Origin of the sequence: Streptomyces bambusae (assembly GCF_020532645.1) — a bacterium.
Lineage (GTDB): Bacteria > Actinomycetota > Actinomycetes > Streptomycetales > Streptomycetaceae > Streptomyces > Streptomyces bambusae.
In genome coordinates this window covers 90,772-109,655 of sequence record NZ_JAJAUZ010000007.1, presented here as the reverse complement: position 1 = coordinate 109,655, position 18,884 = coordinate 90,772, and the positions used below count along the sequence as shown (strand labels likewise).

Here is an 18,884-nt window from a genome sequence, read left to right as displayed (position 1 = left end):
CCGCCCGCCGTCCCCACCCTCTCCAGGAGGTCTTCCCGTGGCCGACACGTCCACGACCACCCCGCCGCAGGCCGGCGAGGTCTTCGACCAGCTCCGCCGCCACCAGTCCCCGAAGCTCGCGCTGACCGGCAAGTTCGCCGGCCAGGGAGCCGTGGAGGCCAGTGCGCTGGGCTCCCGCGTCACCCTGTCCGACGGCCGCTCGGCGCTCGACTTCGGCTCGTACGCGGTCGCCCTGCTCGGCCACCGGCACCCCGGTGTGGTGGCGGCGGTGGCCCGGCAGCTGGAGGTGATGCCGACGTCGACGCGCAGCCTGGCCAATCCGGTGGCCGCGCGGGCGGCGGCCCTCCTCGCCGACTACCTGGGCGGCCGGCTCCCCAAGGTCTACTTCGGCCTCAACGGCGCCGACGCCGTCGAGGTGTCCGTGAAGCTCGCCCGGCTCGCCACCGGCCGGGACCGGGTCCTCGCCGTGACCGGCGGCTACCACGGCAAGACGCTGGGCGCCCTCGCCCTGACGCACAGCCCGCTGTTCCGGACCGGCCTCAAGGGCGCCGTCGTCGACGTCGTCCACATCGACCCCGAGGACCCGGACGCGGTCCGGAAGCAGATCGCCGCGGCGCCGGTGGCGGCCGTCGTGTTCGAGCCGGTGCAGGGCGAGAACGGCGCCGTGCCGCTGCGGACCGAGGTCCTGCGGCAGTGGTGCGAGGACGCGCACTCCCACGGCGCGTTCGCCATCGCGGACGAGATCCAGTGCGGGCTGCGCCGCTGCGGGGAGCCCTCGGTCGCGCTGGCGGACGGGCTGCCGGTGGACGCCGTGCTCGTCGGCAAGCCGCTCGGCGGCGGGGTGGTGCCGCTGTCGGCGGTGGTGTGCAGCGAGGAGCTGTACGCGCCGCTGGCGCAGGACCCGTTCCTGCATTCGGCGACCTTCGGCGGCCACCCGCTGAGCTGCGCCGCGCTGCCCGCCGCGCTGGAGGCGGTGGAAGAACTCGCCGAGCACGGTGCGAAGTTGTCGGCGCGCCTGGCCGACGGGCTGCGGGCCCTGGGCGAGCGCCATCCGCGGGTGATGGCCGGGCACCACGGCCGGGGGCTGCTGTGGGGCATCGAGTTCACCACTCCGGCGGCGGCCGGCGAGGCCGTGGTCGGGCTGGCCAACAACGGTCTGCTGGTCTCGCCGTGCCTGGGCCGTCCGACCACCGTCCGGCTGCTGCCCCCGCTGGTCACCACCGACGCGGAGCTGGACGAGGCGCTGGCGATCCTCGACACCGCGCTCGGCGCGGCGGCCCCGGCCGGGCTCCCGGACTGACGTCCGTTCCTGACGTCCGTTCCTGACGTCCGTTCCTGACGTCCGTTCCTGACGTCCGTTCCTGACGTCCGTCCCTGACATCCGTTCCTCACCACATGCCTATCGGAGGCCTGAGTTGAACTCCATCGAATCCACCGCCGTGGCGACCGACGATCTGTTCGGCGTCGTGCGGGAGACCGTCGCCGACATTCTCGGGACCAGTCCCGACGCCATCCTCGAGAGCACCGATCTGCGTGCCGAACACGGCATCGACAGCCTGGAGTTGATGGCGATCGGCGCCCGGCTCGAGCAGGTGCTCAACGTGCCCATCGCGGCCGACGAGCTGATGCGGGCCGAGACCGTAGGCGACGCCGTCGCCCTCCTCGCGGAGCGCCGGGCGGGCCGCTCATGACCACGCAGCACACCGCCGGCGCGACGGGCCGGGCCGCCGGGCGGCCGCGGGTGGTCGTCACCGGGATCGGCGTGAAGTCCCCGGTCGGCCTGACCCTCGACGAGGTCATGGACACCGTCCTCGCGGCGCGTCCCGCCGCCGCCGTGCACATGGACCTGATCGATGCGGGCTCCCCTGTCCACATCGCCTGCCGGGTGCCCGAGTTCGACATCGACGCGTACATCACCCGCCGGGAGCGCCGTCAGATCGACCGGCCGACCGAGCTGGCACTGTGCGCCGCCGCCGACGCGGTCCGGCAGGCCGCGCTGCCCGAGCTGCCGCCGTCCCGGGTGGGGGTCCACCTCGGCACCGGCATCGGCGGCCTCCCCACGATGGAGGGGCTGGTACGGGACAACGACGCGAAGCCGACGGCCATGCCGGTGCACTCGGTGCCCCGGACCATGGCCAACTCGGCGGCCGCCCGGGTGGCCATGCGCTTCGGCTTCCAGGGTTCCTGCGTCACGTACGCCACCGCCTGCGCCAGCGGCGCCACGGCCATCGGGGAGGCGGCCCGCCGCATCCAGTACGGGGAGCTCGACGTGGCGGTCGCCGGCGGGTTCGACTCGGCGGTGACCACCTTCATGCTGAGCGGTTTCTCCCGGATGCAGGCGCTGTCCACCCGCAACGGCGATCCAGCGAAGGCGAGCCGGCCGTTCGACGCCGACCGCGACGGGTTCGTGATGGGCGAGGGCGCGGCCGTGCTCGTCCTGGAGCGGCGCGATGCCGCGCTGGCCCGCGGGGCGACGATCCTGGGCGAGATCGCCGGGTACGCCACCAACGCCGACGCCCACCACATCGTGGCGCCGCACGCCGACGGGGCCGTCGCGGCGGCGTGCATGGCTCAGGCCGTCGCGGACGCCGGGCTGCTGCCGTCGGACATCGGCCAGATCAGTGCGCACGGCACGTCCACGCAGGCCAACGACCGGGCCGAGGCGGCCGCCATCCACCGTTGCTTCAACGGTCAGGCGCCTCCGGTGACCGCCGTGAAGGGCGTCACCGGGCACCTGATCGGGGGCTCCGGCGCGCTGGAGGCCGCGATCGCCCTGGTCTGCGCGGAGCGGCGGATCGTACCGCCCGTCGCCAACCTGACCACGTCCTCGGAGGCGGACCGGATCGACGTGGTCGCCGGTGCCCCGCGCAGCGTGGACGCCGCGCCGGTGCTCTCCAACTCCTTCGGCTTCGGCGGGCAGAACGTCTGCCTGGTCCTGCAGCCCTCCACCTGAACCCCGGGAGTCTTGCCATGCGCATCCTCGTCACCGGCGCCTCCGGCGTCGTGGGCACCGAAGTGGCCGAGCGGCTCGCCGCGGACGCGGGTCCCGGCGGCATCGTCCGTACGGCACGCCGTGCGGCCGGCGGCGACTCCGGTCCCGTGCCCTGGAACATCGGGGCCGAAGCGGCCCCGGAACCGCTGACCGGGCGTCCCTGGGACGTCATCGTGCACACCGCGGCGTCCACCCGTTGGACCATGAGCCGCCAGGAGGCCACGGACGCCAACATACGGACGCTGCGGGCGGTGCTGGGTCTGGCCGGTCCGGACACCCATGTCGTGCACGTCTCCACCGCCTACGTGGGCGGTGTCCGCTCCGCCGAGGACCTCCGCGGCGAGGAGTTCGAGGGCTACCGCAACGGCTACGAGTGGTCGAAGGCCGTCTGCGAGGAGATCGTGGCGACCGAGCACCGCGGTCCGGCGACGATCGTCCGGCCGCCGCTGGTGCTGGGCCGCCGCGGCGACGGCCTGATCAACCGCTTCTCCGGCCCGTACAGCCTGTTCCCGGCGCTGGTGACCGGTCTGGCGGCGGTGGCCGTCGGGGACCCGGACGGGTACGCGGAGATCGCCCCGGTCGACGAGGTCGCCGAGGTGATCGCGCAGGCGGCCCTCGGGACGGCTCCGGGGGCGCCGCGCACCGAGGTGATCTCCGCCGGGGAGGACAGCATGCGCCTGTCCGACCTGGTGCGGATCACCTGCGAGACGCTGAACGCGTTCCGGGCCGAGCACGGGGTCGATCCGATCGCGCAGCCGCCGACCGTGTCCACGGACAGCTGGAACCGCTTCTTCCTGCCGCTGGCCGCGCAGTGGCTCTCCCCCGTGCAGCAGGAGGCGGTGCGGCTGCTGGCGATGTTCCAGAGCTACACCAGCATGAGCCGGCCGTTCGAGCCCACGCACAAGGTCGCCGACCCGGGCGGGGTGATGGCCGCGGCGGTGCGGCACTGGGCGCAGAGCAAGCCGCGGCAGGCCCTGGGCCGCACGGTGCCGTGGACGATGATCAACGCTGCCTGAGGGCCGGGACGGGAGGGCCGGTTCACCGCCGGCTCTCCCGTCCCGCGCCCGACCGACCGTCTGAGGAAAGGACTACCGACCGTGCACGCCCTGCTGATCAGCGGGAGCCCCCGGGTGGGTTCCGGCACCGCCGCGCTGGCCGCGCTGGTGGGTGATGCCCTGCGCGACCGGGGCGCCACCGTGACCTCGCTCGAACTGGCGGAGCCCTCGGCCCCGCGGCTGCGGTGCTCCCCGGACCGCTACGACGCCGTGGTGCTGGCCAGTCCCGTGCACCACGCCAGCTACTCCGGGCTGCTCAAGGTCGCGCTGGACGACGTGCCGGGCGACTGGCTCGCCGACACGGCGGTGGGGCTCGTCGCCCACGGCTCCGGGCCGCGGACCGGCAGCGTGGTGTGCGAGCACCTGCGGACGGTGGCCAAGGCGCTCGGCGGCTGGGTGGCGCCGACGCAGATCGCCGCCTGCCCGGCCGACTTCACCCCCGGCCCGCCGGGTACGGCCCCCCTGCCCGACAGTGCGCTCCTGCGGCGCTGCGACGCCCTGGCGGCGGAGCTGCACCGCTGCGCGGCGATGCTGCGGGCGCCGGTCGCCGGGCACGTCTGACCTCACGCCCGCCCCTGGACGTCACCCGGCCGGGAGCTTGGCCGGGTGCCTGGCCGTCCGCTCCTGGAGGACCGTGCCGTGCCGCCGAAGAATGGCGCCCCGAAAGGACGTGAGGCAGGAGGACGGGACCATGAGCATTGCCGAACGTGAGGGTGCCCGGCCCGACATGTGGCTGCTGCTCGGACCGAGCCGGTTCCGGGGCCGCCCGGGCAGCTATCCGGAGGAGGACGTGGTCGCCTTCCTCGGGGCGTTCGGTCCGGAGTCCGTCGTGACGTGCGACCAGCTCCTGATGGGGGTCGAAGGCGGACGGCCCGTCCTCCGCGACCTCGGCGGGCGGACCCTGCTGCCGCCGCGGCTGGTGTACCCGCGCCTCGGACCGGACCTGGCGGGCAAGCTCGAACTCGTGTCACACCTGGAGGCCATGGGAAGCAGGGTCTTCAATTCGGTCGAGGCCCGGCTCAACTGCGACAACAAGTTCCGCCAGCTCCGGCTGCTCGCAGCCGCGGGGATCCCCGTCTCCGACACCTACATGTGCGTGGACGCTCCGCTCCCCGACGTCGTGGGCGCGGGAGTCCCTGACCCGTGCGTGGTCAAGGCGGTGCGCGGCACCGGAGGCAGCCGGGTCTTCCGTGCGACGCACGAGATGCTGGAAGACCTCCACGGCAGCCTCCGCGGCGACTGCCCCCACCTGCTCCAGCGCTTCCACGGCTTCCGTCCGGGCCAGGACCTGCGCGTGGTCGTCGTCGACGGCCGGGCGGTCGCCGCGCAGGTGAGGTCCAGCGTCAAGGGTTTCAAGTCGAACGTGGCGCTGGGCGGGACGATGGAGGCGTGCCTGGGGCGGTACCCCGGGGCGGAGCGGCTGGCCTGCCGGGCGGCCGGGGCCGTCGGGGCGGACCTGGTCGGCGTCGACCTGCTCTTCGAGGCCGACGGCACCTTCACCGTCTGCGAGGTCAATTCCGCCCCCGGCACGAAGGGCCTGCCCGAGGTCACGCCCGCGATCATCGAAGCCTGCCGGACCAGGGCGGCAGCGCCCGACGGCCGGCCGGCCCCCCTCCTCGCCGCGGCGTAGCCGGGCCGCGCCGCTGCCGGCCCCGCGTCCCCCGTTCCCCGTCCCCCGTTCCCGGTCCGCCCGGGGACGGGGGACGGCTGCGTCCACCGGTGCGCTCCACCGGTCGGCGGAGCCTGGCGCGGGCCGGCCGGGGCCAGCATGGGTAGCGCGCCAGGCAGTGACTGCAGTGGCAGACGTGAGACGGCCGAGGCGCTCAGACGACGGGCAGGACCCGTGAGGGCCGCGAAGCAGCACGCACGGGCACCGTCCGACTCGTCCGGAACAGCAGCGATCCCCGAGGGCCGCCGCGGCCCCTTCCAGGAGAGTCCGATGACACTGCATTCCTCTTCCCAGTGCGACGTCTGTGCCAAGGCCACGATGACCGAGGCCGTCGGCAACCCGTACTACCCCCAGGTCACGGCCAAGGACGGCCACGCCTTCGACATCGACGGGGTGCCCGCACTGCTGGCCGCCGGCAACGACTACCTCGAACTCTCCGGTGACCCCCGGGTCCGGCAGGCGGCCCACGACGCGATCGACCGGTACGGCGTGGGCGTGCCCTCGCCGACGGGTGCCGGCGGCAACGGGAGCCGGCGGTCCCGGCGCGCCGCCCACGAGGCCGTCGACCTCTACGGCGTCGGCATGTGCGGGTCCCCGCTCATGAACGGCTACCTGGGCATCCACCACGATCTGGAAGCAGAGATCGCCGCCTGGACGGGACAGGAGGCAGCGCTGGTCTTCACGGCGGAGGACCTGGCCTCGGTCGGAACGCTGACGCAGCTGGTGCTGCTCAACCGCGACACCGCGGTGCTCGTCGAGGAGTGCGTCACCGACCGGCTCACGGACGGCCTGCGGGTCGTCGAGCCCCGGTGGACGGAGCGCTTCCGCCACAACGACCTGGACGGGCTGCGCGAGCGCCTGGCGGAGCACCGCGGCCGCACCGACCACATCCTGATCGTGCTCTCGGCCAACGAGCCCGGCACGGGCACCAGCATGGCGCTGACCAGCATCTGCGACCTCGCCCAGGAGTACGGGGCCGAGATCTTCCTGCACGACCCCGCGGGAGTGATCAGCCGCGACGGCTCGGCGGCCCTGCTCGGCCGCGCCGACCGGATCGGCTTCATCGCGGGCTCCTTCTCCGGACCGATCGGCTCCGCAGGTGCCTATCTGGCCACCTCGCGGGCGATGGCCAGGCACCTGATCACGCAGTGCACGACCCGCATGTTCGCCGCAGCGCTCCCGCCGTTCCTCACGGCGGCCGCCCGCGCGGGCCTGTCCGCGCTGCGCTCCCCCTCCCGGGATTCCGCCGGCACCGCGGATCCGACGCACGACTTCATCGGCCGGGGCATGGAGATCTCCCGCTGGGAGGACTACCGGACCATGAGGGCCAACCTCGGCCGTGAACTCGCCGAGTGGGCCGGCAAGGAGAGCGGCATCGTCTTCGCCGCCGGCTACCTCGCCAACCTGCACGGTCTGGCCCGGGTCATCCGCCAGGACCGGGACGTCACCGTCATCACCGACAAGTCGGCGCACGCGTCGATGGTCGACGGCATCCGTCTGGGCCGGCCCCGCCGGAGCGTGAGGTTCGCCCACAACGACCTCGACGACCTGCGCAGCAAGCTGGTGGAGGCGCAGACCCGGACCGGGCGCAGCATCGTCCTCGTCGAGGGGGCGTACTCCGTCGAGGGCGACCTGGCGCCGCTCCCCGGCATCGTGGCCCTCGCCAAGGAGTTCGGTGCCGAGATCTTCCTCGACGGCGCCCACGGCGTGGGGGTGGTGGGAGCCGGACGCGGCACCGCAGCGGCGTTCGACGTCGCCGAAGACGTCGACTACATCACCGGCACCTTCTCCAAGGCGTTCGGCTCGACCGGCGGCTTCCTCCTGGGCTCGGCCGAGGCCGTCGCCGCGATCGACACCTACGACCCGGCCGACCCGGCCATCGCCCTCGCCCCCGCGCTCATCGCGGCCGCCCAGCGCTCGCTGGACATCATGAAGCAGGAACCGGACCGGCCCGCGCGCGCCCACGCCATGGCCGACGCGCTGCGCAGCGGACTGACTCTGGCCGGTTTCGAGCCGCACGGCGCCACCCCGATCGTGTCACTCTCGCTGGCAGGTCTCTTCCGGTCCGACGAAAGTCCCGAGGTGCTCGCCATCAGCCACGAGAACCCCCGTCGCGAGGCCCTGGAGCGGGCAAAGGCCCGGATCGCGCGGGACAGCGTGTCCACCATCAAGGCCCACAACTGGCTGCTGTCCCGGCGGGGCGTCTACACCAACGCCTTCATCGCCCCCGGAGTGGACGAGCCGGTGCTGCGGCTGAGTGCCACGGCCGGCTTCACCGAGGAGGACGTCGCGACCGTGGTCGACGCCTTCGTGGCCCTGCGCGAGGCCTACCGCGCCTGCGGGGAGGTCCCGGACGCGCCGGCGGCCGGCCTCGCCCTTCCCGCCGCCTGAGCCGGCCCCTGCTCCCGTCCCCCTCATCCTCCTTCCGTCCCCGCCGAATCACCCTCCTTCCGTCCCCGCCGACCGCACGCCCTACACGAGAGGACCGCCGCCATGGCCGTCGCCCTGATCACCGGTGCCAGCTCCGGAATCGGTGAGGAGTTCGCGCGCCAGCTCGCCCCGACCCACGACCTCGTCCTCGTCGCCCGCGACGTGGCCAAGCTGGAGCGGCTCGCCGAGCGGCTGAGCTCCGAACACGGCACCCGCGTCGACGTGCTCGGAGCCGACGTCTCGACCAGGGCCGGCCGCGCACCGGTCCTGGCCCGGCTCACCGACCCGGACCGTCCGATCGACCTCCTCGTGAACAACGCGGGCATGGGCTACTCCACCGGGGCCTCCCAGAACCCCGTGGACGACGAGATGTACATGCTGGAAGTGAACGCCGTCGCCAAGGTCCATCTCTCCCTCACCGCGGTACAGGCGATGCTCGCCCGCGGCAGCGGCGGCATCATCAACGTGGCCAGCGTCTGCGGCATCGCCCCGGCCTGGGTCGACTCCCTGTACGGGACGAGCACCGCCACCGTCCTGCGCCACACCGAGGAGATGGCCTACAGCAAGGCCCTGCGCAACTCCGACGTCACCGTCATGGCGCTGTGCCCGGGCGACGTGCAGACGGACTTCAACAACCGCGCCGGCATCCCGAACAAGACGGACTGGGGCTGGGTCGACGTCTCCGTACTCGTCCGGGTCGCCCTGGCCGACCTGCGCAAGGGCAAGGTCGTCTCGATCCCGACGGCCCGCTACAAGTTCCTGTCCACGCTCATGAAGCTCGCCCCGAACAGCTGGTCCAGGATGTACGGCTACGACCTCGGCCGCCAGCACCCGGAAGTCCCGCGCGCCACGCCGCACTTCGCCGCCGGCGCCTGAGGAGCACGTCATCGTGAACGAGCGGATCATCACCCCCAGAAACCGCGGATTCCTCTTCCTGGACGCCCATCCGGCGGGCTGCCGGAGCCTCGTCCGGGAGGCCTGGGATTCGGTTCCGCCTCCGGCGGCCGGCACACCGGACGGCAAGGGGCCGGTCGCCCTCGTCGTGGGCTCCTCCGCCGGCTACGGGCTCGCGGCGACCGTCGCCGGCCTCGCCCGGGTGGGCGTCCGGGGCATCGGCGTGTGCTTCGAGAAGGGCCCGGGCCGCAGGAGCGCGACGGCCGGCTGGTACCGCACCGCCGCCCTCGCCGAACTCGCCCGCGAACACGGCCGCGACATGGTGTTCGTCAACGGCGACGCCTTCGGTGACGACGTGAAGGACGAGGTGGCCCGGCTGCTGCGCGAGCGCTACGGCCGGCTGGACCACCTCGTGTACTCCGTGGCCGCCCCCCGCCGCACCCACCCCGACACGGGCGTCGTGCACCGCAGCGTCCTCAAGCCGATCGGGCGCCCCCACCACACCAAGACCCTCGTCTTCGGGCCCGACGGCGACCCGGAGGTGCAGACCGTGTCGATCGCCCCGGCCGAAGGCGGCGACATCGAGGAGACGGTGGCCGTCATGGGCGGCGACGACTGGGCGCGCTGGATCGACCACCTCGCCGACCGGGACCTGCTGGCCGAGGGGTTCACCACGGCGGCCCTCTCCTACATCGGCGCTCCGATCACCGAACGCGTCTACCGGCAGGGCACGATCGGTGCGGCCAAGGCCCATCTGGAAGCGACCGCCCGCGCGCTCGACGCCCGGCTGCAGAGCCGCGTACGCGGGCGCGCGGTGGTGTCCGTCAACGGCGCCGCCGTCACCCAGTCCTCCACCGCGGTTCCCAGCATCGCCCTCTACACGGCCATCCTGCGTGCCGTCCTCGGCGAGCGGATGGTTCCCCCGGTCGGCCAGCTCGTGCAGCTGTGGGACCTGCTCACCTCGGGAGGCCCCCTGCCGCTGGACGACGAGGGCCGGGTGCGCCTGGACACCTGGGAGCTGGACGGGGAAGTGCAGCAGGAACTCAACCGGCGGTGGGACGCCGCGACCACGGGGAACATCGCGGCCGTCGCCGATCTCGACTGGTTCTCGGCGCAGGTCCGCCGGCTGTACGGCTTCGAGGCCCCCGGGACGGACTACGGGCGGCCGGTGGCGGTCGACGTTCCCTGGCCCGAACCCGCACCCGCACCCACACCCGTGCCGTAGTCCGTGGCGGCGTCGGGCGGCCGTCGCGCGGCGGGAGGACACCGGGGCCGGTACACGCGGCCCGGTCCGATCGGCGGTCCGATCGGCGGATACGGACGTACCCGGAACGCTGTGCGTCCGGGCGATCCGCCGGGTGCGCCGTCCGGGGACCCTCTCCCCCATGGCCTCTGACACCCGGCGCATCGCCGCTCCCGCACCGGCCGCCTGGCGCTTCGTGCGGGAGGCGGTCCGGGACTTCCGTACGACCGGTGCCGTCGCACCCAGCAGCCGGCACCTGGCGTCACGGCTGGCCGACCCGCTGCGCCGGCGGTCCGGGCTGCCCACGGACGTTCTGGAGGTGGGTGCCGGAACCGGCGCGGTCACCCGTGCCCTGCTCCCCCTGCTCGGCCCAGGCAGCCGGCTGGACGTCGTGGAATCCAACCCCCGGTTCGCGGCAGGACTGCAGGACCTGCTGGACTCCGACCCGCACCTGGCCGCAGCCGGCGTACGCGCGGTGCTCCACCGCACCGGCATCGAGAACCTGCGCACGGACGAGCGCTATGACGTCATCGTCTCCGGGCTCCCCCTGACCAACTTCGCCCCGGGGCGGGTGGCGGCCCTCATGGACCACTACTGCCGTCTGCTGCGCCCCGGCGGGACGCTCACCTACTTCACCTACCGCGGAACCGGCATCGCCCGGTCCGTGACCGCCTCGCGCCGCGAGGCGGCCCGGCACCGCGAGGTCGAGCGCGTCCTCGCCTCCCGTCGAGCACAGGTGCAGGCCGGGGCGGGCACGGTGTGGGCGAACGTCCCGCCCGCCAGGGTCTGGACGATGACGGCACCCGCGCCGGTCGCCCCGGGGGCCGAAACGCCGGTTCAGAAGTCCTGACCCGGTACGACCAGCCCCGCGCGGCGCAGGGCCGTCCGGACGGAGTCCAGGTAGCCGGGTCCCCATTCCCGGTAGACCTCCAGCGCGCGGGTCCGGCCGGCTTCGCTGAGGCCGCTCCAGACCGCCGGAGTGAAGGACCGTTCGAGGTCGACGAGGAACTCCGTTTCCGCCCGGAGCCGCGCCTTGTACTCGAGGACCCATGGCCACTCGTCGGTGTCTCCGGCGGCGCGGAGGATCTCCTGGCAGTCCTTCGGCATGGCCGACTGGAAGTCCTGGAGCAGGGCGAACTCACCCTCGGCGGCGGCAGCCCGCAGATGACCGGAATGGACCTGGTACCAGAGGATCACGCCCTCGAAGCCCAGGTACCTGGAGCGCTCGGTCTCGTCCATGCGCTCCCAGGCGGCGAGCGTGGTGGCGTAGTCGGCATCCAGGAAGGCGCTCGTTTCCCTGATGAGGGCCTCGACCACGGCGTTGCCGGAATCGGCACCGCCGCGGCAGGCCAGGATGTGGATCCGGTCGTAGGCGGCGAAAGCGCGGCCGAGCACCCCGTCGCACCCGTGCCCGGCGGCGGTACAGACCTTGGGGCTCGTGCAGAGCCACATCGCCTGCGGCACCGTGCGCAGTTCGCCGTTGCAGTCGCTGAAGTGAGCGTAGACGGTGGACAGTTCGAAGTCGGAGACCGGGAAGAGCTGGAGGTTCGTGACCGCACCGCTGGTACGGGCGTTCGCTTCGGGGCGGCCCGCGGAACCGGAGACGACCAACTGGAGCTCGGTCGTCGACACGGCCTGCCCGGGAGGGCCGTAGGTCACGAGCGTCCTGCCGTGGGGCACCGGGGCGCGCCGGCCGAGAGAGGGTGAAGAGCCGTGGGCCATCAGATAGAGATCGGGCACTGTGCCGCTGCTTTCGCTCGGGAGCTGGGATGCCGGACCGGTTCCCGCACCGTCCGGGGCGGCGAGCCTAGGAACGCCGTGGCGGGGTGCGCAGGGCCGGAGCGCCAGCCCTCAGGGCACGAGTGAGACCTCGCGCGGCTGCCCGCAGGTGCCGGGTTTCCCCCGGATGCCCGCGAGCCGTGTTGTTCCTCTGGACCGGGGACACCACCCGGGTCTCCGCCTTTCGGCGGTCCGGCGAGGGGATCCGCTGCGCGGCTGCGGTACCTAGCGTTCCGGATGTGTTCCGCCGCGCGCGGTCCGGTTGCCCGGCGGTCCCGTCGGGCCGGTCCGGACCGCCGCCGGCACCCCCGTCCATGGAAGAGAATTGCCGTGTCCCTCGTGAAGAGCGCCCTCCCCGCCGCAGATCTGAAGACCGTCGGCGAGGCACTGCAGGGCGCACTGGTCGATCTGGTCGACCTCGCGCTCGTCGCCAAGCAGATCCACTGGAACGTCGTGGGCCCCCGGTTCAGGACCGTCCACCTCCAGCTGGACGAGGTCGTCACGACCGCCCGCACCCACTCCGACGTGATCGCCGAACGCGCATCGGCCCTCGGTGTGTCCCCGGACGGCCGCGCCGCCACGGTCGCCGCCGGCCGGGCGATCGACGGGGTTCCCGGCGAGTGGGTGACCGACACCGACGCCGTGCGCATCCTCGTCGCCGCCCTGGACGACGTGATCGCCCGCATGCGTCGGCGCATCCGGGCGACGGCCGATCCGGACCCGGTGACCCAGGACCTGCTGATCGCGGTCACCGGTGACCTGGAGAAGCACCACTGGATGTTCCGGGCCGAGAACGCGTGAGCCCGTCGCCCGGCGCGTGAGCGGTCGGCACGTCCCGGGTCCGGCGCTGCGGCGCCGGGCCCGGGATGCCGTGCCGGGGCCCCGGTGGAATGCTGGTGGCCATGCTCGACACGGATCCGGCGTCCCCGACGGCCGGCGCACCCGGCGGGCCCGGCACGGAACCCGTGCTGGTGCTGCCCGAGGACGACGCGGTGGAACTGCTGGCGTACCTCGTGACGGCGGCGCGGATCCAGTTGGACGAGGCGCCGGAGAACGGGCCGAAACGCCTGCTCACCGCGGCGGGCAGGCTGGCGGAGATGATCGGCCCGCGGGTCGGCGACGGCCTGCGGCCGCTGATCGCCGAGGTCCGGCGGCAGGCGGACGACACGGCCGTCCAGGCCGGGGACCCCGAGGCGTATGCGGCACAGGTCGATGACCTGTGCCGGACGCTGGCCGCGCATCTGGCGGTCCGCCTGGGCCTGGCGGAAGCCGCGGTCCCGTGAACGACACGGTCGCGCGCACCGACGCCGACGCGGTCCTGCGGGCGATCCGCACCCGGCGCGTGGTCCGCGCGCTCACCGCGGAGCCGGTCGCGAGGGCGGACGTGGCGGCGGTGGTCGAGAGCGCGCGGTTCGCTCCGCGCGCCGGGAACCGCCGTATCCACCTGTATGTCGCCGTCACCGACCCGGCGCTCCTGCGCGGGCTGCGGATGGTCTCGCCCGGGATGCTCCAGGTCCCCACGGCGGCGGTCGTGATCTGCGTGGACTGGGACCGGGCCCGACGGTACGGCTTCGCGCCGACCCATCCGGGGGCGCACGTCGACGTCGGCACCGCTGCCGCCACCATGCTCCTGGCAGCGCACGCCCTGGGGCTCGGAGCCGGACCGGTGACCTCGTTCAGCAGCACGGCTGCCGCCACCCTGCTCGGTCTTCCCGAGCCGGTCCGCCCCGAACTGATCGTGTGCCTCGGCCATCCGGTCTCCGCGCAGACACCGCCGTTGCGCGTCCGCCCGGGGAACGCCTGGGCCGACGTCGTCCGGTGGGACCGCGGCGCAGCCACCCACGAAGCTGCCGCGCCCGGGCAGGCGGCGCAAGGACCACGCCATGCGCAACCGTGAGATCGAGGAAGAACGGATCAGGAGCCTGATCCATGGGATGGTCGCCGGCTACGAGGAGTACCGCGCCGACGCCTTCGCTGACCTCTACGCCGAGGACGCCGAGCTGACCAACGTGGTCGGGCGGACGCTGTCCGGCCGGCAGGCCGTCCTCGGGCACCTGCGCCGGCTGTTCGCAGAGCCCCGTTTCCTCGCGGGGCGGCCCGTGGGTGAGACCCGTTCGCAGCTGCGGTGGGTGACCGACGACGTGGTGGTCGTGCGGACCTATCAGGAGCGCGCCGGGCAGCAGACCACGTCCGGAGCGGTCCTCCCGACGCGCCGGACCCATTCCCTGAAGGTGCTGCGGCGCGAGGACGACGCCTGGCGTGTCGTGTCCGACTTCTACATGGACGAGCGCGAGGACTCGTCCCTCACCTACGAGGACGGCTCCCCGGGCGACGGGTGAGCTGCCGGGCTGCCTGCCGGCCCGCCTGCGGGCTCACTGCGGGGCGGCCCATGGCGCACCCGGCCGCGAGACCCGCCACAGCACCGCGGCGCACACGGTCAGCAGCGTCACCGCCGCCCCCAGGACGAGGGAGACGCCTGCCTTCAGCAGCAGCGCGCCGGCGAGCGCTCCCAGGAGCATCGCCAGCACGGACAGGATCCGCCGGCCGGGCCGGGGCGCGGGTCCGCCGGCGGGCCCGGAGTCGGCGGCGAGTCCCGTCAGGGTGAGGGTGAGGACGGTCGTCGTGAGGTCCGGGACGGCGAGGCGCCGTGCGACCGCGTTCTGGAGGCCCATCGCGAGGCCGAGGAGCACGATCAGGGTGTACCGGACGGCGGTGCCCGTCTCGTCGTGGCCCGCCAGGGCGGCGGCCAGCGCACCGGCGAACAGGACCGCCTGGACGGTCGTGGCGGCGGCGAGCAGCCGGCCGCGGTGCGCGGCGAACCGGACGCCGAAGCGGCCGCCGGCCAGCGCACCGGCGAGGAAGGACGCCAGCGAGACGAGGGCGGCGAGGGCCGACAGGCCTTCCGTGCCGGTCAGGGCGAACCCGAGGAACACCACGTTGCCGGTCATGTTGGCGACGAAGACGTGCCCGAGTGCCAGGTAGCTCACCGCGTCCACGAGGCCCGTGACGACGGTGAGGGCCAGCAGCACGGGCGGCAGCGGGCCGTGCCGGTCCCCCCGGAGGGGGACCAGCGTGCGGCCCGCGTCACGCAGCAGCGCGCGCACGGTCGGACGTTCCTTCCGTGACCGGGCCCCGGTGCAGCAGGGCGCGTACGAGCAGACCGCTGACGGGACCGGTGACGAGGGCGGCGGCCGACAGCCATCCGGGCCACGGGTCCAGGCCGAGGGCCTGGTCCGCGGACCAGTTGCCGGGACCGGTGAGCGCGAGCACACCGGCCACGGCGACCAGGAAGACGGGGTATTCGTACCCGTCGTTCTGCACCCACAGGCCGTTGCGCCACTTGACGGTGGTGGCCACCGTCATCACTCCGGCGGCGGCCGCGGCCGCCAGGGGGGTCAGCAGGCCGGCGGCCAGGAACAGGCCGGAGCCGATCTGGCCGGCGCCCGCGGCGAGCGCGGTGAGGCGGCCGCCCCGGAAGCCGTCCCGCCGGAACTCCTCGGCCCCTCCGGCCAGGCCCGCACCGCCCAGCCGGAAGCTGACCTTCTGCACCCCGTGCCCGGCGATGAGGAGTCCCGTCACGAGCCGGAGGACCAATAGCCCGGTTTCCATCACGTTGCCGCCGCTCCTGTCGTCTTCTCGTTGTCCGTCGGCTGCCGGTCAGCCGGCGGCGTGGGCGCCGATCACGGCCTGGGCGTACACGACGCCGAGGCCGTAGGCGCCGGCGTGCTCCTTGACGAGGTCGGTGGTGGCGACGTAGGTCTCGCCGCGCGCCCAGTCCCGCTGGAGTTCCAGGAGCACCTGTACCCAGGTCATCGGGATCGCACCGGCCTGCACCATGCGCTGCACGGCGTTGTCGTGCGCCGTCGGGCTGACGCCGCCACAGGCGTCGGTCACCACGTACACCTCGTAGCCCTGGGCGATGGCGGACAGCGTGGGCAGCGCCACGCAGATCTCGGTCCACAGCCCGGCGATGACGAGCTTGGTGCGGCCGGTCGCCTTCACCGCCTCGACGAAGGCCTCGTCCTCCCAGGCGTTCATGGTGGTGCGGTCGATGATCTCGGCGTCGGGGTGGACGGCGGCGAGCTGCGGCAGGATCGGCCCGGAGAAGGACTCCGCGGCCACGGTGCTGAGCACGACCGGTACGTCGAAGACGCGGGCGGCCTTGGCCAAGCCGACGGTGGCGTTGATGATCGCGGTGCGGTCGCCGCTCTCCGTGCCGAAGAACATCTGCGGCTGGTGGTCCACGAAGAGGACGGCACAGTTGTCGGGGGTGAGCAGGTCGGCGCTGGGGGTCGCGGTGATCTGGGTGGTGTCGGGCATGGGGTTCGGCCTTTCGGAGGGCTGAGCAGCGTGGCTGAGCAGGTGGACTGGTGGGGTTCAGAAGAGGCAGGGGTCGGTGAACCCGCCTCGGTGGGCGTCCGGGTGCCCGGGGGTGAGGTCCCTGCGGACCCGCCACCGGAGGTGTTCGGCGGACTCGTCGGCGGCCTCGCCGATCAGCTCGGCCTGGCGGACGCCGTCGGGGCGGGCGGCGGGACCGGCGGACCGGTAGCAGCCGAAGTGGGCGACCGGGCTCCAGGCGGGACTCACCGGGGGCAGCGCCTCGTCGAGGCCCTCGTACTCGCCTGCGGCGTAGACGATGCGGCCGCCCACGACGGTGAGGAGGGACTCGATGTGCGCGATCTCGGGCTCCGGCACGGTGAAGTAGTCCTCGGAGAGGACGGCGAGGTCGCCCAGGTATCCGGCGCGCAGGATGCCCTTGACGTCCTGTTCGCCGGTGAGCTCGGCGCCCGCCGCGGTGAACATGGCGAGGGCGGTGGCACGGTCGACCCGGTTGGACGGGGGCCGCAGGAGGAGGTCTCCCACCGTGCGGCCGGAGACCAGCCAGTGGAGGGCGACCCACGGGTTGTAGGTGGAGACGCGGGTGGCGTCGGTCCCGGCGGCGACGGTCAGGCCGCGCTCGCGCATGGCCCGCAGCGGGGGCGCGTCGGCGGCGGCGCCGACGCCGTAGCGGCGGACGAAGGCCTCGCCCTGGAACGACAGCCGGTTCTGCACGGACAGGGCGCCGCCGAGCGCGGCGATGCGGTCGAGGCTGTCCGCGGTGACGGTCTCCGCGTGGTCGAAGAGCCAGCGGTTGCCGGCAGGGAACAGGCCTTCCGCGGCGAGGCGTTCGAAGACGGCGAGGTCCCGGCGGATCGTCTGGTCGTAGGTGGCGTGGAGCCGGAAGCCCCAGCCGTTCGCCATGAGGAGGCGTACGGCCTCCTCGAACTCCGCCTCGTAGTCCGGGGCGAGTTCGGGGCGTGGCTGGGTGAAGTTCTCGAAGTCGGCGGCCGCCCAGGTCAGGTTCTCGCCGGCGCCGTTGAGCCGCAGCCACTCGTCGCCGTCCTCGGGGCGCGCGGTGGCGATCCACCGGGTGAGGTCGGCGAGTTCCTGCCCCGCGGTCTGCGGGAACAGGTGGTAGGCGATCCGCAGCGTCAGCTCCCCCGCCTTCGCGAGGTCGACGACCGTGGCGTAGTTCTCGGGGAAGTTCTGGAACCCGCCGGCCGCGTCGATGGCCGAGGTGAGGCCGAAGCGGTTGAGTTCCCGCAGGAAGTGGCGGGTGGACGTCTTCTTGTCCTCGTCGCCCAGGAGCGGGGCCTTGGCGAGGGTGGAATACAGGATGAGGGCGCTGGGCGCCGCAAGCAGCATGCCGGTGGGCTCGCCGTCCCGTCCTCGTACGATCTGACCGCCGCGGGGGTCCGGGGTGTCGCGGGTGTAGCCGGCGGCCTTGAGCGCGGCCCGGTTGAGGATCGCCGACTGGTACAGGTGCAGGACGAAGACCGGGGTGTCGGGGGCGGCGGCGTTGAGTTCGGCGGCGGTCGGCAGTCGGCGCTCGGCGAACTGCTCGGCCGACCAGCCGCCGACCACCCGCACCCACTGGCCCTTCGGTGTGCGGGCGGCCTGCTCGCGCAGCATGGCCAGGCCTTCGCGGAGGGTCGGCACGCCGTCCCACCGCAGTTCCAGCACGTAGTTGAGACCGCCGCGGATGACGTGGAGGTGGGAGTCGTTGAGCCCGGGGACGACCCGGCGGCCGAGCGCGTCGACCACGCGCGTCGCGGGGCCGACGTGGCGGGCGATGTCCCGGTCGTCGCCGACGGTGAGGACGCGGCCGTCCCGTACGGCTACTGCCCGGGCGGCGGGGCGGGACGGGTCTCCCGTGTGGATCTTTCCGTTGCGGACGACGAGGTCCGCGGCGTCGGCGGTCGGGTGGGGCGTCAGGCCTCCGACCGGCATCGTGGACACCATCCGCAGTCCTCCTGAGACGTGGGTGTGCTTGCCGTTCACGGCGCTGCCCGGGCGGCCCGACGGGGCGCCCCGGAAGCAGCGGTTACACGAAAGCAGCACGTCGCGCGTGCTCACATCCACTGGCCGGAGGGTCGATTCGGTGCCGTCCGGGCGCCCGTGGGCGTAGTCCCGGTGGCCGGCCGGTGGCCGGCTGGGGGCCGTCGGCGGCCGCCTGATGCGCGTACCGGGGTGGATCAGACTTCGATGTAGGCCACGACCACCACGGTGCGCAGGGCCGTGACGAAGTACAGGACACGGACGGCTTCGAGGCCGTCCGCGTATTGCCGGAGCACGGGACCGTCCGTCGACCCCGGGATCGGCTCTCCGATCCCGGGGTCGACCGAGATGACGACCAAGGTGCGGTCCAGGGCGTGGAGCGCGGCCTCGCTGGTGATCTGCTCCACCTGCTTGGCGGCGGAGTCGGACATGGCGATGCGGGCGCGGCGGGGGCCGTGCGAGGCGGTCATCACGGGCTCCCGTGGGCAGTGCCGACGCGTGGGG

At 73.5% G+C, this 18,884-nt stretch carries 20 protein-coding genes; 14 read left to right on the top strand and 6 right to left on the bottom strand.

The window, feature by feature from the left end:
• Nucleotides 1–37 precede the first annotated feature (37 nt).
• From LG634_RS07455 to LG634_RS07410, 10 genes are all read left to right on the top strand, one after another.
• Nucleotides 38–1,300, top strand: a complete 1,263-nt coding sequence (locus LG634_RS07455) for a class-III pyridoxal-phosphate-dependent aminotransferase (RefSeq protein ID WP_226732842.1) — start codon at nucleotides 38–40, stop codon at nucleotides 1,298–1,300.
• Nucleotides 1,301–1,415: 115 nt separating this feature from the next.
• Nucleotides 1,416–1,691, top strand: a complete 276-nt coding sequence (locus LG634_RS07450; RefSeq protein WP_226732841.1) for an acyl carrier protein — start codon at nucleotides 1,416–1,418, stop codon at nucleotides 1,689–1,691.
• On the top strand, nucleotides 1,688–2,953 hold the full coding sequence (locus tag LG634_RS07445) for a beta-ketoacyl-[acyl-carrier-protein] synthase family protein (protein WP_226732840.1): 1,266 nt from the start codon (nucleotides 1,688–1,690) through the stop codon (nucleotides 2,951–2,953). The genes LG634_RS07450 and LG634_RS07445 overlap by 4 nt, the downstream gene beginning before the upstream one ends.
• Nucleotides 2,954–2,970: 17 nt before the next feature.
• Entirely contained in the window at nucleotides 2,971–4,008 is a 1,038-nt protein-coding gene (locus LG634_RS07440) for an SDR family oxidoreductase (RefSeq protein ID WP_226732839.1), read from the top strand.
• An 81-nt stretch (nucleotides 4,009–4,089) separates the two neighbouring features.
• Nucleotides 4,090–4,608 (top strand): NADPH-dependent FMN reductase, encoded by a 519-nt coding sequence (locus tag LG634_RS07435; RefSeq protein WP_226732838.1) that lies wholly within the window; start codon nucleotides 4,090–4,092, stop codon nucleotides 4,606–4,608.
• A gap of 130 nt (nucleotides 4,609–4,738) precedes the next feature.
• Nucleotides 4,739–5,677, top strand: a complete 939-nt coding sequence (locus LG634_RS07430) for an ATP-grasp domain-containing protein (RefSeq protein ID WP_226732837.1) — start codon at nucleotides 4,739–4,741, stop codon at nucleotides 5,675–5,677.
• A gap of 621 nt (nucleotides 5,678–6,298) precedes the next feature.
• Nucleotides 6,299–8,107: an aminotransferase class I/II-fold pyridoxal phosphate-dependent enzyme gene (locus LG634_RS07425; protein WP_372482384.1), complete on the top strand. Its 1,809-nt coding sequence runs from the start codon at nucleotides 6,299–6,301 to the stop codon at nucleotides 8,105–8,107.
• A 102-nt stretch (nucleotides 8,108–8,209) separates the two neighbouring features.
• Complete coding sequence (locus tag LG634_RS07420) at nucleotides 8,210–9,022, top strand: SDR family NAD(P)-dependent oxidoreductase (RefSeq protein ID WP_226732835.1); 813 nt, start codon at nucleotides 8,210–8,212, stop codon at nucleotides 9,020–9,022.
• A gap of 13 nt (nucleotides 9,023–9,035) precedes the next feature.
• Nucleotides 9,036–10,265, top strand: a complete 1,230-nt coding sequence (gene fabV, locus LG634_RS07415) for an enoyl-[acyl-carrier-protein] reductase FabV (RefSeq protein WP_226732834.1) — start codon at nucleotides 9,036–9,038, stop codon at nucleotides 10,263–10,265.
• A 160-nt stretch (nucleotides 10,266–10,425) separates the two neighbouring features.
• Nucleotides 10,426–11,133 carry a class I SAM-dependent methyltransferase gene (locus LG634_RS07410; protein ID WP_226732833.1) on the top strand — a complete coding sequence of 236 codons (708 nt, stop codon included), beginning with the start codon at nucleotides 10,426–10,428 and terminating at the stop codon, nucleotides 11,131–11,133.
• On the opposite strand, the gene LG634_RS07405 is transcribed toward LG634_RS07410, so the two are convergent.
• On the bottom strand, nucleotides 11,121–12,005 hold the full coding sequence (locus tag LG634_RS07405) for a putative adhesin (RefSeq protein ID WP_372482383.1): 885 nt from the start codon (nucleotides 12,003–12,005) through the stop codon (nucleotides 11,121–11,123). The genes LG634_RS07410 and LG634_RS07405 overlap by 13 nt on opposite strands.
• A gap of 387 nt (nucleotides 12,006–12,392) precedes the next feature.
• Here LG634_RS07405 and LG634_RS07400 point away from each other — a divergent pair, with 387 nt between their 5' ends.
• From LG634_RS07400 to LG634_RS07385, 4 genes are all read left to right on the top strand, one after another.
• On the top strand, nucleotides 12,393–12,863 hold the full coding sequence (locus tag LG634_RS07400) for a Dps family protein (RefSeq protein ID WP_226732831.1): 471 nt from the start codon (nucleotides 12,393–12,395) through the stop codon (nucleotides 12,861–12,863).
• A gap of 101 nt (nucleotides 12,864–12,964) precedes the next feature.
• Nucleotides 12,965–13,345 (top strand): DUF6092 family protein, encoded by a 381-nt coding sequence (locus LG634_RS07395; protein WP_226732830.1) that lies wholly within the window; start codon nucleotides 12,965–12,967, stop codon nucleotides 13,343–13,345.
• Nucleotides 13,342–13,959 (top strand): nitroreductase family protein, encoded by a 618-nt coding sequence (locus tag LG634_RS07390; RefSeq protein ID WP_226732829.1) that lies wholly within the window; start codon nucleotides 13,342–13,344, stop codon nucleotides 13,957–13,959. Before LG634_RS07395 ends, LG634_RS07390 begins: the two co-directional genes overlap by 4 nt.
• Entirely contained in the window at nucleotides 13,946–14,401 is a 456-nt protein-coding gene (locus tag LG634_RS07385) for an SgcJ/EcaC family oxidoreductase (protein ID WP_226732828.1), read from the top strand. The genes LG634_RS07390 and LG634_RS07385 overlap by 14 nt, the downstream gene beginning before the upstream one ends.
• A gap of 33 nt (nucleotides 14,402–14,434) precedes the next feature.
• Here LG634_RS07385 and LG634_RS07380 read toward each other — a convergent pair whose 3' ends face one another.
• From LG634_RS07380 to LG634_RS07360, 5 genes are all read right to left on the bottom strand, one after another.
• Nucleotides 14,435–15,166: a YoaK family protein gene (locus LG634_RS07380; protein WP_226732827.1), complete on the bottom strand. Its 732-nt coding sequence runs from the start codon at nucleotides 15,164–15,166 to the stop codon at nucleotides 14,435–14,437.
• Entirely contained in the window at nucleotides 15,147–15,671 is a 525-nt protein-coding gene (locus LG634_RS07375) for a DoxX family protein (protein ID WP_226732929.1), read from the bottom strand. Before LG634_RS07375 ends, LG634_RS07380 begins: the two co-directional genes overlap by 20 nt.
• A gap of 48 nt (nucleotides 15,672–15,719) precedes the next feature.
• A complete protein-coding gene (locus tag LG634_RS07370; RefSeq protein WP_226732826.1) occupies nucleotides 15,720–16,382 on the bottom strand; it encodes a hydrolase in 663 nt (220 codons plus the stop codon).
• A gap of 57 nt (nucleotides 16,383–16,439) precedes the next feature.
• The gene (locus tag LG634_RS07365; protein WP_226732825.1) at nucleotides 16,440–18,344 is read right to left on the bottom strand and encodes an amidohydrolase; all 1,905 of its coding nucleotides are present in this window, start codon (nucleotides 18,342–18,344) and stop codon (nucleotides 16,440–16,442) included.
• A 233-nt stretch (nucleotides 18,345–18,577) separates the two neighbouring features.
• Entirely contained in the window at nucleotides 18,578–18,850 is a 273-nt protein-coding gene (locus LG634_RS07360; protein WP_226732824.1) for a hypothetical protein, read from the bottom strand.
• Nucleotides 18,851–18,884: the final 34 nt, after the last annotated feature.